Origin of the sequence: Mesorhizobium sp. B2-2-4 (assembly GCF_006442375.1) — a bacterium.
GTDB lineage: Bacteria > Pseudomonadota > Alphaproteobacteria > Rhizobiales > Rhizobiaceae > Mesorhizobium.
Genome location: NZ_VFWB01000002.1, coordinates 387,374 through 403,768, shown reverse-complemented (window position 1 = coordinate 403,768; position 16,395 = coordinate 387,374). Strand labels below are relative to the sequence as shown.

Genomic DNA, 16,395 nt, shown 5'->3' with positions numbered 1-16,395 from the left:
TTTGCCTTTGATCAACGGGGATTCCTGTTTGAAGAGAACGGCGCATCTTCTTCGCCGCCCAGCGATCGCTCTCGCGGCGATGATGGCGCTGACACCGGCGGCAAGGGCCTCGGATTTCTCCGAGCCGTGGAAAAGTGCCGACCGGGCGCTTGTCGTCGATGCCTACGAATACAATTCCATCGACTGGGCGCAGCTTGCCACGGACAAGCGCGTCGTCGGCTTCATCAACAAAGCCTCCGACGGCATGTCGCCGCCCTATTCCTGCTCCGGAGACGATACCGAGGTCAAACTCTGCAAGGCGCTGTGGAAGCGCCATGCGGTGACACGCGAACTGTTCCAGACGCGCAAGGTCGTGGCCAAGGCGCTCGGCCTGAAATGGGGCGCCTATCACCTCGCCCGCCCCGGCAATCCGGTCGAGCAGGCCAATAATTTCCTCGATTTCGCTGATCCCGCGCCGGACGACCTCATGGCCCTCGACATCGAAGGCATCGATCCCGCGCAATGGATGTCGCTCGACGACGCCGAGGCGTTCGTGCGCCAGGTGCATCGGCGCATCGGCCGCTTCCCGGTACTCTACACCAATGGCAAGACCGCCCAGTATATCGCCGACAAAAGCTACAAATATGGGCTGCTGTCGCGGCTGCCGCTCTGGTATGCGCGCTACAAGCCTGACATCGACGTGCATTTTCCCATCGGCAACTGGCAAGGCTATGCGCTCTGGCAGTTTTCGGCCCAGGCCAATTGCGGCCGCTTCCGTTGCCCCTACAGGGTAGCCGGGACGCCGGACGACATCGACGTCAACGTCGCGCCGACAAATGCCGCCACGCTGCGCCAGCAATGGCCGTTCGGCGGGCTGATCGACGTGCCGGCGGATTATCTCGCCAGCGTACCGGTGCCGCTCTCGCGCGAAGCCGCTTTGGCCGGCAAGACCACCCTCATCTACGCCGATGTGGCGACGCCGCCGAGTTTCGGGGAAATGGTCGCGGTGCTTGGTTCGCGCTGGTCGAAATTCCGCGACGGGTTCCGCATGCCTGTCGTGAAGACGGTGCCGCGGCGGCCGATCTTCGGCATCGTCCAATATGTCGCCTGGAAGCGCACCGGGCAGCGCACTCCAGCGCAACTCGAAGCCGCCTTCGCTGCGGCGGCGGACCCGGTGAGCACCGCTTCTACCGAACTCGACCGGGGCAAACGCTGAAAGCGCGCGACCGGATGCTTGCGGTCAGCTTGCTCCTGCCGTTTCGCGCGCCACGGCCTGCCAGCCAATGTCGCGGCGGCAGAAGCCCTGCGGCCAATCGATACGGTCGAGCGCGGCATAGGCCTTCTCCTGCGCCTCGCCGACAGTCGCGCCGACCGCGGTGACGTTCAAGACGCGACCGCCGTTGGCGACCAGCGCACCGCCATTGATGGCGGTACCGGCATGGAAAATCTGGGCGCCCTGGCTGGCAGCCTCATCGAGCCCGCGAATGACCGAGCCTTTTTCGGGCGTGCCGGGATAGCCCCTCGCGGCCATGACGACGGTCAGTGCCGCCTCGTCGCTCCAGCGCGCCGATATGTGCGCGAGCTGGCCATCGACGGCGGCATTGAGCAGCACCAGCAGGTCGTCCTTCAGCCGCATCATCAGCACCTGGCATTCGGGGTCGCCGAAGCGGGTGTTGTATTCGATCAGCTTCGGCCCTTCGTCCGTTATCATCAGCCCGGCGAAGAGAATGCCGGCGAAGGATGCACCCGTTAAAGCCATGCCGCGCATGGTCGGTTCGATGATCTCGCGCATGGTGCGCTCTACCATCTGCGGCGTCATTACCGGGGCCGGCGAATAGGCGCCCATGCCGCCGGTGTTGGGGCCGACATCACCGTCGCCGACGCGTTTGTGATCCTGCGCGGTGCCGAAGGGCAGTGCTGTAGTGCCGTCGCACAGGCAGAAGAAGCTGGCCTCCTCGCCGGTCAGAAACTCCTCGATCACCACTTCCGCGCCGGCCGTGCCGAAAGAGCCGTCGAAACAGGCGTCGAGCGCGGCCAGCGCCTCATCCATCGTCATTGCGACCGTGACGCCCTTGCCCGCGGCAAGGCCATCGGCCTTGATGACAATCGGCGTGCCCATCTTCTCGACATAGGCCTTGGCCGATGCCAGGTCTGAGAAACGGCCATAGGTGGCGGTGGGGATGTCATATCTGGCGCAGAGATCCTTGGTGAAGCCCTTCGATCCTTCGAGCCGCGCCGCCGCACGCGACGGGCCAAAGACGCGGATGCCCCAGCCACGCAGATCGTCTGATATGCCGGCCACCAGCGGCCCTTCCGGCCCGACCACGACGAGGCCGATCTGCTTGTCCTTGCAGAAGGCGGCGACAGCGGAATGATCGGCGATGTCGAGCTTGACCAGCTCCGCCTCGCGGCCCATGCCAGGATTGCCGGGCGCAGCATAGAGCTTGGTCAGCAACGGCGACGCGGCGATCTTCCAGGCGAGCGCATGTTCGCGGCCGCCGGAGCCGAGAAGAAGAACGTTCATGGCCACCTCTTGATGCCTGTAATCTTCCAAAGAACCCGCTATTGCTCTCTGGACGACGGGTCAAGGCATCCGGGCGATTTGGTCGAAATTGCGCACGGGAACGTTACCCCTGCCAGAAAATCGGCGGCGTCCTCCGCCGCCGATTTCGGGCAAGCGCCTCAGCTCTGGAAGACGATCGGGAACCAGTCCTCGCGCAGCTTCTGCCCCGGCTGCATGCCATGGCCATGATAGGGCGGCGAGGTGCGCCCCGGCCGTTCGACATAATGGGCATCGTCGCCGACCCAGCGCAGCGATAGCGCCCGCCGCCGCGCCGCAGTGAGGTTGCCGCGTGCGCCATGCGCTGTCCTGAAATCGAACAGGATAGCATCGCCCGGCTCCATTTCCCATTCAAGCACCTCCAGCGAGGGGTCCGTGTCTGGATCCGGCACCGGCAGGTAGTCGCCCTCGTCGGCATAGAAATTGCTGTCGTCGAGCCAACGCACCGGCAGGATCATCTTGTCCCATTTGTGCGAGCCGGCAATCAGCCGCAGCGTTGCCTCCTTTACAGGGTCGATAGGGATCCAGAAGCTCACCGTCTGCCGGCCGTCGACGAAATAATAGGGGATGTCCTGATGCCAGGGCGTCGGCTTCTGGGTGCCCGGTTCCTTGACAAGGACATGATCGTGGAAGAACTGCGCCGTGCGCGACCGCATCACCGCGGCCGCCAGTTCGGCCGCCGGCGATTCGCGGACCAGCTTGACGAATTCGGGAATGCGTCCCCAGTTGCAGTAGTCGTCGAAGAAGCTGCCGCGGCCGTTGGCGATGTCCGAGGCGGTGGCGCTGCGGTTTTGCATGTTGCGCTCGATGCCGGCGGCGATCGTTTCGACCCAGTCCTTGAAAGCGCCGCGGATGCAGACAGCGCCGTCGCACTGGTAATCCGCTATTGTCCGCGCATCGATCAAGCCTGTGTCGATCGCGCGAGGTGCGGTCTGGGAAGCCATGGCATTCTCCTTTCAGGGATCGATGCCACTATCGCAACTCTCTTTCATTTAGTAAAATAATAACTTCTGATCCGTCATATAGTTATACTCTATGGGCCCTACCCTCACGCAATTGCGCTATCTGGTTGCCGTCGCTCGCCATGGCAGCGTTACCCGCGCGGCTAGGGCGTTGAACGTTTCACAGCCGTCCATTTCGGTGGCCATCGACGCGGTCGAACAGGATTTCGGCCAGAAACTCTTCGTGCGCCAGCGCGGAAGCGGCGTTTCGCTGACATCCTTCGGCCGCGCCGTGGTGGCCAAGGCGAAACAGGTCCTTGCCGAGACGGACGAGCTCATCGGTCTCGGATCGCGCAAATCGATGCTCGGCGGCGAACTGGTGCTCGGATGCTTCGAAGATCTGGCGCCTTATTTCGCGCCGGCTCTGATCCGCGCCTTCTCGGAACGCCATCCGGAGGTTGCGGTGATCGTGCGCGACGAGACCTTCGAGACGCTCGGGCGGCGGCTCGGCGATGCCGCCGTCGACCTCGGGCTCACCTATGATCTTGGGCTGCCTTCGCATTTCGCCCGCATCCTGCTGCATGAGCTCAGGCCGCACGCGCTTTTGCCGGCTGGACACGCGCTGGCGGATCGTCCCGATGTCAGCCTGGCCGATCTGGCCGCCTATCCGCTGATCACGACGGACCAGCCGCATAGCTGGCAGCACATGCTGGACCTGTTCCGCAGCCGTGGCCTGTCGCCGGTCGCCGACAGGCAGACAAGCTCGTTCGAACTCCAGCGCAGCATGGTGGCCAACGGCTTCGGCGTCGCCGTCAGTTACACGAGGCCGCATGGCGACCGCAGCTATGACGGCTTGCCTCTCGTCTGCAAGCCGCTTTCCGATCCGCTGCCCATGCAGCGCATCCTCCTCACCCATGACACGCACCAGCGCCTGCCCAATGCCGTGCTGGCCTTCGTCGACGTGGCAAAGAGCTGGTTCTCCGCCCGCGACATCTTCGCCTCCTGAAGCGCTGACGAATGCCACTGCCCTGCTCGCCGCTTGACGGTTTGCGCGGCTGCTGCCACTCCATCGTTCATGGAAACGGTTCAGTCGAAAGCAGCCCAGGGCCGCGTCGCCGACGCGCCGAACGGCCATTGGGTGTACCGCGTGCTGCCGCGGCCGATATGGCCCTATGCGCAGCTTGCCCGATGGGACAGGCCGATCGGCTGGCAGTTGCTTCTGTGGCCGTGCTGGTGGTCCGCGGCTCTCGCGGCCAGCGCCTATCCGCGCCCGGGCAATCCGCTGCCTTCGCTGCTGCCGGCGCCCTTGTATCTCGTGCTGTTCCTGGCCGGCGCCATCGCCATGCGCGGCGCCGGTTGCACCTATAATGATCTGGCCGACGAGGACATCGACAATCAGGTCGAGCGCACGCGCTCGCGGCCGCTTCCGTCGGGCAAGGTCACGCGGCGGGGGGCATGGCTGTTTCTCATCCTGCAGGCACTGGTCGGACTTGCCGTGCTCTTGCAGTTCAACAGCTTCGCCGTCCTGCTCGGCGTCTGTTCGCTGGCCATCGTCGCCATCTATCCATTCATGAAACGGATCACCAACTGGCCTCAACTGGTTCTCGGCCTTGCCTTTTCCTGGGGCGCGCTGATGGGATGGGCGGTTGAGTTCGGCGACCTGGACGGGCCGGCCGTCATGCTCTATCTCGGCTCGATCCTGTGGGTGATCGGCTACGACACGATCTATGCGCACCAGGACAAGGAAGACGACGCCATCGTGGGCGTACGCTCGACCGCGCGCCTGTTCGGCGACAATACCAAATCGTGGCTGGTCGGGCTTTATGGCGGCGCGCTTGTCTGCTTCGCCATCGCCTTCGCTTCGGCGCAGGCCCCTGTCGTGGCTCTGGCCGGACTTATCGCCGCCGGCGCCCACATGGCGCGGCAGATCCTGGTGCTGGATATCGACAATCCGGATCAATGCCTGCGGCTGTTCAGGTCGAACAACCAGGTCGGCTGGCTGATCTTCCTCGGCCTCATCGGCGGCGCGCTGTGGGTGGCGCTGAAGCCGCTGGTATAGTTTTCTTTCCCTTCTCCCCGTTTACGGAGAGAAGGTGGCGGCAGCCGGCGCCAGCCTTCCAGACAGAATTTCAGCCTATTCGCGCGCGATGATCTCCTCGCCGCCGATCACCAGCCTGAGACCGAGGTCACCCGCCCTGCGGCGGGCGAGGAAGCGCGGGCGGCGCATGGTCGAAACGCGGCCCTTGCGGCGATCCTGCGGCGGCAGCGTCTTGATGGCCGCGCCGAGCGATTCCTCCAGCGTGCGGGCGATGCCGTCCGATTCGATCAACAGCATCGGCAGGCGATAGGCGTCGGCCCAGGCGCGCCAGTCGGCGGCGACGTCGTCGAGATCGTCGGCCACCAGCAGCGGCACCGACAGCATCGGATCATTGTGCAGGAGTTCCAAAGTCACCGTGACGTTACCTTCCGGGTCCTCCATCGCGCGGGCGGCAACGCCGCGGAACGCATTGGCGGGCAGAGCGATGATCGCCGGTACGCCGCTCATCTCGAGCAGGCGGCGGATCACGGCGCCACGGTGGTCGATGGTGAAGGTCACGTCGCCATAGTCGTCGCGCGTGGCGTAGCTTACCACCTGCGGCAGGCGGAATGGGTCGAGGCGCATGTTGCGTCCCGCCCAGACTGGCTTCAGTCCAGTGTTCATTGAATGCCTTCCTGTTTCTCCTGAGAGCCGGTGTCCGGTTCTCTCCGGGCCAGTTTTCCCGGCCTCGTTATGGGGAAACAGTAGCGCGGCCTCCTTACCGCCGCGCTTAAGAAAGTCGGTTAAATTTTGCTGATCACGGGGATGGTTATCGGAATGCGACCGAGCGCTTGAATCCGAAAGGATCAGATAACCTTACCAGGATTCATGATGCCGGCCGGGTCGAAGGCCTGCTTGACCCTGCGCATCAGGTCTATCGCCATCGGCGGGGCGGTGGCGATCAGTTCGTCCCGCTTCAACTGGCCGATGCCGTGCTCGGCCGAGATCGAGCCGTGGAAGGAGCGCACGACGTCGTGCACGGCCTTGTTCATGGGGTGGTAGAGATCGAGGAACGCCTGGTCGTCGCCGTCAACTGGCCGCGAGATGTTATAGTGGAGATTGCCGTCGCCCATATGGCCGAAGCAGACCACGCGCGCTCCGGGGCTGACCGAAGCCACCGCGCCGGCGGCCTCTTCGATGAAACGTGGGATCGATGCCACCGGCACCGAAATGTCATGCTTGATCGAGGCGCCCTCGGGCTTCTGCGCATCGGGCAACACCTCGCGGAAATTCCAGAAGGCATCGCCCTGGGCGAGGCTGGCCGCGATCACCGCATCGCCGACGATTTCCTGTTCCAGCCCGGCCCCGAGCACGTCCTCGATCAGGGCCCTGGCATCCTCCGGCGAACGGCCGGACGAGATCTGCATCAGCACATACCACGGCCAATCCTGCGCCAGCGGCCGCACCACGCCCTGGGCATGCGCCAGCGTAAAATCGTAGGGCCGCTTGCCGATCAGCTCGAAGGCGGTGAGCGCGGCGCCGGCGCGGTCCGTCACCAGGCTGAACAGCGACAGCGCCGCCTCGGCCGACGGCAGGCCGACGAACGCAACCTCGCGACCTTTCGGCTTCGGGAACAGTTTCAGCACGGCGGCGGTGATGATGCCGAGCGTGCCTTCGGCGCCGACGAACAGATTCTTGAGGTCGTAGCCGGTATTGTCCTTCTTCAGCTTGCGCAGATCGTCGAACACCTCGCCCGTCGGCAGCACCACCTCGACGCCCAGGCAAAGCTCGCGCGCATTGCCATAGGCCAGCACGCCGGTGCCGCCTGCATTGGAGGAAAGGTTACCGCCGATCTGGCAGGAGCCCTGCGCGGCCAGCGACAGTGGAAACAGCCGGTCGGCGGCATCGGCCGCTTCCTGCAACGTCTGCAAGATGACGCCGGCCTCCGCCGTCACGGTGTTGGACAAGACATCGATCTCGCGGATGCGGTTCAGCCGCGACAGGGACAGCACGATCTCGCGGCCGGAGTTGTCCGGCACCTGGGCGCCGACCAGTCCGGTATTGCCGCTTTGCGGCACGACCGGCGTTGCCGTCTCGGTCGCCAGCCGCATGATCCGGCTGACCTCCTCGACGCTGCCTGGCCGCAGCACAAGCGATGTCGCGCCATGCCACAGCCCGCGCCGTTCGGTGATGTAGGGTGCTATATCGCGCTGGTCGCGCAGCGCGTATTTCTCACCGACGATCGCCGCGAAGCGGTCGATGAGAGCGGTGTCGGGAATCTCGGCGATGTCGGTCATGTGCGCGAAACTATGTTGGCGGCAAGCTATTGTCACGCGGCGCGGCGGCCCGCGAAAGCCGATCGTTGATCGCTTCGCCGAGCCCGTCGAAGGGAACCGGTTCGACGGCGATGATCCGCGCGCCGCTGCGATCGAGTTGCTGCATGTAGGCGAAAAGATTGCTCGCCGCTTCGCGCAGGTCGCCAGCCTCGGACAGATTGAGGCAGGCGGCCGCGTTTTGCCAGCCTTCGGCGCGACGTTTGCCGAAGGCCAGCAGCGCCTCGCCTTCGCCGACGGTCCCGGCGTTGAGCCGCACCGCGGCGTCAGGCGCATAGTGCGAGGCAAGCATGCCCGGCGCCTCGACACCGGCGTCGGCGCCGCGCAACAACTCCATGCCGACGACCGCCTCGATTTCCTGGGCGGCAATCCCGCCGGGCCTCAGCAGACGCAATTTCCCCTCTTCGGCCTTGACGATGGTCGATTCCAGCCCGACCGGCGTCGCCCCGCCATCGACGACCAGCTTTATGCGTGCGCCGAGATCAGCCGCCACGGCTTGCGCCGTCGTCGCGCTGATCCTGCCGGAGGAATTGGCGCTGGGGGCCGCAAGCGGCCGGCCGAGCCTTGCAATCAGGTCGCCGCCAAAGCCCCTCGGCATGCGCAAGGCGATCGTGTCGAGCCCGGCGGTGACCAAAGGATGGGTGCCGTTGCCGGGCCGCTGCGGCAGCACCAGCGTCAAAGGACCTGGCCAGAACGCAAGCGCCAATTTCCTCGACAGCGGATCGAACACAGCGATGCGCTCGGCCATCTCCATATCGGCGATATGGGCGATCAGAGGGTTGAAGCGCGGCCGCCCCTTGGCCTCGAAGATGCGCGCCACGCCAACGCCGTTGGTGGCGTCGCCGGCGAGCCCATAGACGGTCTCGGTCGGAATGGCGACCACCTCGCCGCTTTCAAGCAGCGCCAATGCCCGTTCCATCGCCTCGCCGACGGCAAGAATTTCAGCCACTCTCGTCACCTCACGAATGTCGGCTGCGTAGTACGATGGCGTCCAAGGGGCAAGCCCGTCCCTTGGCGATTCACCAATCCCTAAAATGCTACGGTTCCGTGAAAGCCGGCATCAATTCCGACCCGCTATCGTGCGGCTTCCGGGTAATGGGGAGCTTTCATCGTGTCTGTGCGTATTTGGGGAACGCTTGCTATCACTCTGGCGGCGATGGCCGGCGGGGCCCAGGCTTCCTCCCTGGTCTTTCCCGGCGCGCCGTCCGCAACGCCGTCCATTGTCACGCTGGAGGCAGCCGATGCTGCCAAGGCAGGCGATATGCGGTCGGTCACCGCGCTCGGTGAACCTGACGTCACCTATGAAAAGGTGGCGGCGATCCCGAACGCGCCTGAGGCGCGGCACGGCTTCCTGCAAAACCCGATGATCATTCGCGGCGGTATCGTCGGCAGCGCCTTCTCGACGCCCACGCAGGCCAAGGTGCCGGCCACTGCCCCTGCAACCGCCACCGCTTCGACGGCACCGGCGGCGAATGGGCAGAAGACCCCGGCGACATCACCGGCAGCCGCGCCGGCGGCGGCAGCGCAGCAGCCCGTCCCTGGAGTCGGCAAGCTCAAGTAGCGGCTGTCTTGACGTCGGTCCGGCGTCCGGCACCATTGCCGGACAGGCCGCTTTTGCGCCGTGGACGAGTGTCGCCGCCTGAAGTCTCTTTAGCCCGCGATCTTGGAGAAATCCGCAACCTGGTCGGTGGCCGCGCGGATGCGGGCGAGCAGCGCCAATCGATTGGCGCGCACGGCCTGATCCTCATCATTCACGAGAACGCGTTCAAAGAATGAATCAACCGGTTCGCGCAAAACGCTAAGCGCCAGCATGGCGGCGGAAAAGTCTTCGTTTTGAATCGCTTCGCCGGCTTGCTTCTCGGCCTGATTCACCGCCGCGAACAGCGATTTCTCGGCATCCTCGCGGAACAGCGCGGGCTCGACGGTTTCGGCGATCGCCGTTTTCTTCTTCTCCTCGGCAGCCAAAATATTGGCCGCGCGCTTGGTGCCGGCAAGCAGGTTCTTGCCGTTCTCGGTGTCGAGGAAAGTGCCGAGCGCCTCGACGCGGCGTACGATCTGCAGCAGGTCATCCGACTGCGGCGTGATGACAGCGTCGATCAGGTCGTGGCGAGCGCCCTGATCGCGCAGGTAGACTTTCAGGCGGTCGTGGAAGAAGGCGAGAAGGTCTCGGACCTGATCTATGTTGCCAACCGTGTAGTTCGTGGAAGCGCTGCCGAAGATCATCGTCAGCCCCAGTCGAATGCGGTTCTCGACCAAAATCCTCACCACGCCGAGCGCAGCGCGACGCAGCGCGTAAGGATCCTTCGAGCCGGTCGGTTTTTCATCGATGGCCCAGAAGCCGACAAGCGTATCCAGCTTGTCGGCGAGCGCGACGGCGATCGACACCGGATCGCTCGGCACGTAATCGGACGGCCCCTGCGGTTTGTAGTGCTCTTCGATGGCTGCCGCCACGGACGGATGCTCACGCTGGAGCAGCGCGTATTTGCGGCCCATGGCGCCCTGCAATTCCGGGAACTCGCCGACGACTTCGGTGGTCAGATCGGCCTTGGCGAGAACCGCGGCGCGAGCGGCGAGCGCGGGATCGGCGCCGACGAGCGGCGCCAGTTCCTCCGCCAATCGCCTGATCCGCTCCACGCGCGCGCCCTGCGTGCCAAGCTTGGCATGGAAGGTCACATTGAGGTGGTCGAGGCGCGCGATGCGCTGGTCGAGAGGCTTCTTCAGGTCAAGCCCGAACTTTTTCGCCGACCCCTCGAGCTCAGCGAGATCAGGCAGATCGCCCTGGTCGGTCGTCCAGAAATAGAGCGCGTCGGAGAGGCGCGCGCGCACCACCTTGCCGTTGCCGTGGGCGATCTCCTTGCCGCCGTCACTAGCCTCGATATTGGCGGTGAGGATGAAGCGGTTGGAAAGTTCGCTGATCTCCCCCCTTGAGGGGGAGATGCCCGGCAGGGCAGAGGGGGTCGTCTCATGTGGAGCGCCGGCGTCCTCTGTGTGCGAAAGGGAGTCGCGTCCCGTCGTGCCGACCCCCTCTGTCGGCTTCGCCGACATCTCCCCCTCGAGGGGGGAGATTGGGCGCGATGTCACAAAGCACTTCTGGTTGGCGCGGATGGTCAGGCGGATCACCTCGGCCGGAATGGCCAGGAAAGCGTCTTCGAACGCGCCCATCAGCACCACGGGCCATTCCACCAGCCCGGACACCTCTTCCAAAAGCCCCTCGTCCTCGACCAGATCCAGCCCGTTGGCGAAAGCGAGGTTGCGGGCATCGGCAAGGATGATCTCCTTGCGCCGGTCGGCGTCGAGCACGACCTTGGCCGCTTCCAGCTTGCTTACATAATCGTCGAAGCGGCGCACGGTGATTTCGCCGGGCGCGTGAAAGCGGTGGCCGTAAGTGACATTGCCCGAACGGATGCCGTCGATCTCGAAATCGACCACGACCGGCTCCTCGGTTTCCGGACCGAAGGTGCACAGGATCGATTGCAGCGGCCGCACCCAGCGCAGCGAGCCGGGCTTGGCCGAGGCCGGCCCCCAACGCATCGATTTCGGCCACGGGAAATTGCGGATGATGTCAGGCACCAGTCCGGCGATGATCTCTTCCGCCGCCCTGCCCGGCTTCGAGACATGGGCGACGTAGAAATCGCCTTTCTTCGGGTCGGAATGGACGTGTGCCTCGGCGACCGAGGAAAGCCCGGCCTTGCGCAGGAAGCCCTGGACCGCCTGTTCCGGCGCCGTCGTCGACGGCCCCTTGATCTCCTCGCGGATATCCTTCGAGCGCGCGGTCAGGCCCCTGATGTCGAGCGCCAGTCGCCGCGGTGTCCAGTACTCGCGCGCCGCCTCGTAGGTCAGCCCTGCCTCGACCAGGCCGTCGGTCAGCATCTTCCTCAGATCGCCCGCCGCCTTGCGCTGCATGCGGGCCGGGATTTCCTCGGAGCGAAGTTCGAGCAAAAGGTCCGGCATCAGAGTGTCTCCGCCCGCATGCCATTTTCCTGTTCGCGCGTCCTCGTGCCTCCGGCGCTGCGGGCGCGCGGCTCGGCCGGGATTTCCTCGGAGCGAAGTTCGAGCAAAAGATCCGGCATCAGAGTGCCTCCGCTCGCATGCCATTTTCCTGTTCGCGCGTCCTCGCGCCTCCGGCGCTGCGGGCGCGCGGCTGGGCCGGGATTTCCTCGGAGCGAAGTTCTAGAAGCAGGTCAGGCATGGATAGCTCCTCACCCTCCCCTCGATGGGGAGGGTCGGCGCGTCAGCGCCGGGGTGGGGTGGCGGCGTCTCAATCTCAAGCGCCTTCGGCGTCTGACGGGCGAAGGTCTGATTTTCGTTCTTCCACCGCCGCATAGATCGTATCGAGCACGGAATCCAGTTCGTTTTTGATTTCGTGGTTCCAGAAACGGATGACACGATAGCCCTGACTTTCGAACCATTTTGTCCGAATTTCGTCGTGTCGTTGCTGACGATCGAAACTGTGGTGAGCGCCGTCCACCTCGATGATCAGCTTCAGGCGGTGCGAGATGAAATCAGGGAAGTAAATACCGACCGACGCCTGCTTGCGAAATGAGTGCCTTTCCACCGGGATGCGCCATAGGTGCCGCCACAAGATGCGTTCTTCGTCGGTCATCGCCGCACGAAGCCGTTGCACCGACCGCAGTTTGAACCGATCGAGTTTCGGCATGAGAAGTCGCGCTGTCACCCCCACCCGCCGCTTCGCGGCGACCTCCCCCATCCAGGGGGAGGTAAAGAGGCCATAGCAACTCGGCTGGCCGCTGTCACCCTTTCCAGAAATTTTGGGCGTCCTGTCGGGACGGGATGATCCCACCCGTCCTTGGATCAAAGATTTCCATGAACCGAACGCAGCGCTGAAGCGACCCACGCTCAGGCAGAGAGCTATTGGCTGAACGACCATGAAAACGGTATCCAGACTTTTGCAAATCCTGGCGCTCAGCGCCTGCTTCACCGCTCAGGCCCATGGCGCCTTCTCGATGCCGGGCGTGCGCCAAGCATTGCGCATAATAGCCGGCCCGAGCGGCCAGATTCTATCGCCGATCAACGCTTCCCTCGATTTGATGAGGGAGGGTGCCTGAGATCAGGCCGCCAATCCGCCGGCCTGCGTCTTCAAGAACGCCTCGCCACAGGCTTTCGCCAGATTGCGCACGCGCAGGATGTAGCTCTGCCGCTCGGTGACGGAGATCACGCCGCGCGCGTCGAGCAGGTTGAAGACGTGACTGGCCTTGATGCACTGGTCGTAGGCGGGAAACACCATGCGGTGCACAGGCAGATTGTCGTTCGATGCGGGCGCACCGGCATCGAGCAGTGCCTTGCATTCGGCCTCGGCATCGTCGAAGTGGCGCAGCAGCATCGTCGTGTCGGCGTATTCGAAATTGTGACGCGAATATTCCTGCTCGGCCTGCAGGAAGACATCGCCGTAGGTGACCTTGTCGGCGCCGTCGCGGCCGTTGAAATTGAGGTCGTAGACATTGTCGACGCCCTGCACATACATGGCCAGCCGTTCCAGACCATAAGTGAGCTCGCCCGCAACCGGCGCGCATTCGATGCCGCAGACCTGCTGGAAGTAGGTGAACTGCGACACCTCCATGCCGTCGCACCAGCATTCCCAGCCAAGGCCCCAGGCGCCCAGCGTCGGGCTTTCCCAATCGTCTTCGACAAAGCGGATGTCATGCAGCAGCGGGTCGATGCCGATCGCCGCCAAAGAGCCGAGATAGAGCTCCTGCAGATTGGGCGGATTGGGCTTCAGGATCACCTGATACTGGTAGTAGTGCTGCAGCCGGTTCGGATTCTCTCCGTAGCGGCCGTCCTTGGGGCGGCGCGAAGGCTGGACGTAGGCGGCGTTCCAGCGCCTCGGTCCAAGCGCCCGCAGCGTCGTGGCCGGATGGAAGGTGCCGGCACCGACCTCCATGTCGTAGGGCTGGAGGATCACGCAGCCATAGTCCGCCCAGTAATTGTGCAGAGTCAGGATCAGCCCCTGAAAGGAGCGGCTGGGATGCATATGGGCGGGGATTTCAATCGTCACGGTGGCCTCGGCTGCAAGGGCTGACTTGCGGCCCCGTCCTAGAGACACGGCGGCGAAGCGTCAAGCAAGGCGCGGGCGTCGCGAGGCATGTCGAAAGCTTTGCGAGCGGCTGGCCCATTGCCGGCGATGAGCACGTGCCTTCTGGTGAACGCTCACAACTCCGTCTCGCCAGACAACAGGTCAGCCATGCCCAACTCCATCACCGTCCGCCCTGTCACGCGCCAGGATTTCGCGCGATGGCTGCCGCTGTGGGACGGCTACAACGCGTTTTACGGGCGCTCGGGCGAGACGGCGCTGGCAAGCGAGATCACCGCCATGACATGGTCGCGCTTCTTCGACGCCTATGAGCCGGTGCATGCGCTGGTTGCCGAAAGTGAAGGACGGCTCGTCGGCCTCGTGCACTACCTCTTCCACCGCAGCACCACGGCGGTCGCGCCGAACTGCTATCTGCAGGATCTTTTCACCGACGAGACCTTGCGCGGCAAGGGCATCGGCCGGGCTCTCATCGAGGGCGTCTACGAGCGGGCGCAGGCGGCCGGTTCGGGCCGGGTCTACTGGCTGACGCACGAGACCAATCACACCGCCATGAAGCTCTACGACAGGATCGGCGAACGCTCGGGCTTCGTCGTCTACCGCAAGCTGTTCTGACACGGCTGCTAACGAAAACGGAGCCCGACAAGGGCCCCGTTCGCGAGCAACATCATTTCATCTTAGCCCTTCGGCGCAGCCGGTGCCGGCTTGACCTTGGGGGTTTCCTGCGCCGTGTTGGACTCGATCGGCGGCAGTCCCTTCATCAGCTTCTGCTGCAAGGCGGCAAGCACGTCGGGATCCGGCTTCAGGTCGCGCGCCTGGTTCCACTGGAAGGTGGCTTCCAGCTTGCGGCCGACGCGCCAATAGGCGTCGCCGAGATGGTCGTTCAGCACCGGATCTTCCGGCTTCAGCGACACCGCGCGTTCCATTTCGCGCACCGCGTCATCGTACCTGCCGAGGCGGAAATAGGCCCAGCCCAGCGAGTCGACGATGTAACCGTCGCTCGGCCTGAGATCGACGGCCTTCTGTATCATCGCCAGGCCTTCCTTCAGGTTCATATTCATGTCGACCCAGGAATAGCCGAGATAGTTCAGCACCTGCGGCTGGTCGGGCTGCAATTCCAGCGCCTTGCGGAAATTCGGCTCGGCCTTCGGCCATTCCTTCAGCCGCTCATAGGCGATGCCCCGCTGGTAGAAGATATTCCAGTTGGCGGCGGTCGGCGTCTTCAGCGCCTCGACGGCCTTGTCGTAGAGATTGGCGGCGGAACGGAAATCCTCCTTCGACGAATAGACCCCACCAAGCGCCAGATAGGCGCGCATGTCGTTGGGATGCTTATCGACGAAGGCCTTCAGATGCGTGATCGCCTCGTCATGGCGATCGAGATCGGCCAGATTGAGGCCAAGCTGTAAGTCCGAAAGCTCCTTCAGCGGCGAGGTATCCGGTATCCGTCGGTAGAGCGCGATGGCCCCCTCGCCGTCCTTCAGCTGTTCGGAAACGGCGGCAAGCTGCACCAGGGCGGCATCGCTGTCGGGTTTCAGCGCCAGCGCATATTGCAGATAGAGCCTGACGAAAGGCTCACCGCCGCCGCGATTGAGCGCGGTTGCCAGATCGAGCAATATCTCGGAGGCGCCGTCGGATGGGCCGGCTATGAAGGGCGGGATCTTGTCGCCCTTGCTGATCCTGTCGCGCAAGGCGACAATTTCCAGCTTGCCCGGCGAAAACGCCTCGGCCTGATCGAGCACCGATACCGCCTTGGCCGTGTCGCCCTTGCGGGCCAGGAACGAGGCATAGGCCTGCGCATTGCGCATCCATGTTTCGGGAGCCGCGCTGCCGGCGGCGGTGTCCTGCATGGTCGCGGCATAGATCGCGTCGGCCTTCTCAGGCATGTTGGACGCGTCGGCGATCAGCGCGCGGTGGAAGGATTTGAACAGGCCGAACCAGTCCGGCCCCTGCAGCTTGTCGATGGATGCCATCGCCTCGCTGGGGTCGCCGGCGCCCTCTTGGGCCCAGCCGGACATGACGCCGGAGATCAGCCGGTCGAGATCGGATTCCAGCGACAGCTTCAACCAATACTGCGCCTTGGAAAAATCCTTCTTGTGGAAGGAATCGACCGCCAGCGCCAGGCGCGAGAACCGTTCGACGTCGGGAACTTCCTTGAGCTTGTCGGCATAGACAAGGGATTCGTCGAAGCGGCCTTGCGCGATCAGCGACAGCATCAGGCTCTGCTGCAGGCCCGTATCGCTTGGATCGAAGGCCAGGGCCTGCTTGTAGTAGGCAATGGCATTATCCAGGTCGTTGTCACCCTCGGCGATCCGGGCAGCCAGATAGGCTCCCGAGAAAGATGTAATCTTCACCGGTTCGGTGGTCTGCTTGGCATAGGCCGGCAGCGCCGAAATCGCCATGCCCGTCACAAGTGCCAGCCTTGTCAGCCAGCGCGCACGTCCCTGCTGCATCGTATCCCTTTCAGCCAGGCGCCATCTCCGCGTCAGCGGGATCGACGTAGATTCGATCTTTCGGAGAAA

At 64.1% G+C, this 16,395-nt stretch carries 14 protein-coding genes; 5 read left to right on the top strand and 9 right to left on the bottom strand.

All coding sequences use genetic code 11. The features are described 5' to 3' along the window. Positions 1 to 79 precede the first annotated feature (79 nt). The gene (locus FJ959_RS07020; RefSeq protein ID WP_140629464.1) at positions 80 to 1,195 is read left to right on the top strand and encodes a glycoside hydrolase family 25 protein; all 1,116 of its coding nucleotides are present in this window, start codon (positions 80 to 82) and stop codon (positions 1,193 to 1,195) included. Positions 1,196 to 1,219: 24 nt separating this feature from the next. Here the strand turns inward: FJ959_RS07020 and purD are convergent, their stop codons facing one another. Beyond that, the gene (purD, locus tag FJ959_RS07015; RefSeq protein WP_140629220.1) at positions 1,220 to 2,503 is read right to left on the bottom strand and encodes a phosphoribosylamine--glycine ligase; all 1,284 of its coding nucleotides are present in this window, start codon (positions 2,501 to 2,503) and stop codon (positions 1,220 to 1,222) included. Between the two features lie 158 nt (positions 2,504 to 2,661). Continuing rightward, a complete protein-coding gene (locus FJ959_RS07010; protein ID WP_140629219.1) occupies positions 2,662 to 3,483 on the bottom strand; it encodes a phytanoyl-CoA dioxygenase family protein in 822 nt (273 codons plus the stop codon). A gap of 91 nt (positions 3,484 to 3,574) precedes the next feature. Here FJ959_RS07010 and FJ959_RS07005 point away from each other — a divergent pair, with 91 nt between their 5' ends. Then, a complete protein-coding gene (locus tag FJ959_RS07005; RefSeq protein ID WP_140629218.1) occupies positions 3,575 to 4,486 on the top strand; it encodes a LysR family transcriptional regulator in 912 nt (303 codons plus the stop codon). Positions 4,487 to 4,555: 69 nt separating this feature from the next. Continuing rightward, complete coding sequence (gene ubiA / locus FJ959_RS07000; RefSeq protein ID WP_140629217.1) at positions 4,556 to 5,539, top strand: 4-hydroxybenzoate octaprenyltransferase; 984 nt, start codon at positions 4,556 to 4,558, stop codon at positions 5,537 to 5,539. Between the two features lie 75 nt (positions 5,540 to 5,614). On the opposite strand, the gene FJ959_RS06995 is transcribed toward ubiA, so the two are convergent. The 3 genes from FJ959_RS06995 to FJ959_RS06985 all read right to left on the bottom strand — a co-directional run bounded on the left by FJ959_RS06995 (position 5,615) and on the right by FJ959_RS06985 (position 8,779). Next, the gene (locus tag FJ959_RS06995) at positions 5,615 to 6,181 is read right to left on the bottom strand and encodes a DUF6101 family protein (protein ID WP_140498020.1); all 567 of its coding nucleotides are present in this window, start codon (positions 6,179 to 6,181) and stop codon (positions 5,615 to 5,617) included. A 182-nt stretch (positions 6,182 to 6,363) separates the two neighbouring features. Continuing rightward, complete coding sequence (locus FJ959_RS06990; protein ID WP_140629214.1) at positions 6,364 to 7,794, bottom strand: FAD-binding oxidoreductase; 1,431 nt, start codon at positions 7,792 to 7,794, stop codon at positions 6,364 to 6,366. A gap of 10 nt (positions 7,795 to 7,804) precedes the next feature. Further along, positions 7,805 to 8,779: an L-threonylcarbamoyladenylate synthase gene (locus FJ959_RS06985; RefSeq protein ID WP_181171923.1), complete on the bottom strand. Its 975-nt coding sequence runs from the start codon at positions 8,777 to 8,779 to the stop codon at positions 7,805 to 7,807. A 162-nt stretch (positions 8,780 to 8,941) separates the two neighbouring features. On the opposite strand from FJ959_RS06985, the gene FJ959_RS06980 reads away from it, so the two are divergent. Further along, entirely contained in the window at positions 8,942 to 9,391 is a 450-nt protein-coding gene (locus FJ959_RS06980; RefSeq protein WP_140629210.1) for a hypothetical protein, read from the top strand. Positions 9,392 to 9,480: 89 nt separating this feature from the next. Here the strand turns inward: FJ959_RS06980 and glyS are convergent, their stop codons facing one another. The 3 genes from glyS to FJ959_RS06960 all read right to left on the bottom strand — a co-directional run bounded on the left by glyS (position 9,481) and on the right by FJ959_RS06960 (position 13,819). Beyond that, positions 9,481 to 11,781 (bottom strand): glycine--tRNA ligase subunit beta, encoded by a 2,301-nt coding sequence (gene glyS, locus FJ959_RS06975; RefSeq protein ID WP_140629207.1) that lies wholly within the window; start codon positions 11,779 to 11,781, stop codon positions 9,481 to 9,483. Positions 11,782 to 12,094: 313 nt separating this feature from the next. Then, positions 12,095 to 12,769, bottom strand: a complete 675-nt coding sequence (locus tag FJ959_RS32070) for a DUF559 domain-containing protein (protein WP_246678902.1) — start codon at positions 12,767 to 12,769, stop codon at positions 12,095 to 12,097. Between the two features lie 129 nt (positions 12,770 to 12,898). After that, positions 12,899 to 13,819 carry a glycine--tRNA ligase subunit alpha gene (locus tag FJ959_RS06960; RefSeq protein ID WP_181165179.1) on the bottom strand — a complete coding sequence of 307 codons (921 nt, stop codon included), beginning with the start codon at positions 13,817 to 13,819 and terminating at the stop codon, positions 12,899 to 12,901. A 210-nt stretch (positions 13,820 to 14,029) separates the two neighbouring features. On the opposite strand from FJ959_RS06960, the gene FJ959_RS06955 reads away from it, so the two are divergent. Further along, the gene (locus FJ959_RS06955; protein ID WP_140629205.1) at positions 14,030 to 14,491 is read left to right on the top strand and encodes a GNAT family N-acetyltransferase; all 462 of its coding nucleotides are present in this window, start codon (positions 14,030 to 14,032) and stop codon (positions 14,489 to 14,491) included. Positions 14,492 to 14,553: 62 nt separating this feature from the next. Here the strand turns inward: FJ959_RS06955 and FJ959_RS06950 are convergent, their stop codons facing one another. Next, positions 14,554 to 16,326 carry a tetratricopeptide repeat protein gene (locus FJ959_RS06950; protein ID WP_140514774.1) on the bottom strand — a complete coding sequence of 591 codons (1,773 nt, stop codon included), beginning with the start codon at positions 16,324 to 16,326 and terminating at the stop codon, positions 14,554 to 14,556. Between the last annotated feature and the right edge of the window lie 69 nt (positions 16,327 to 16,395).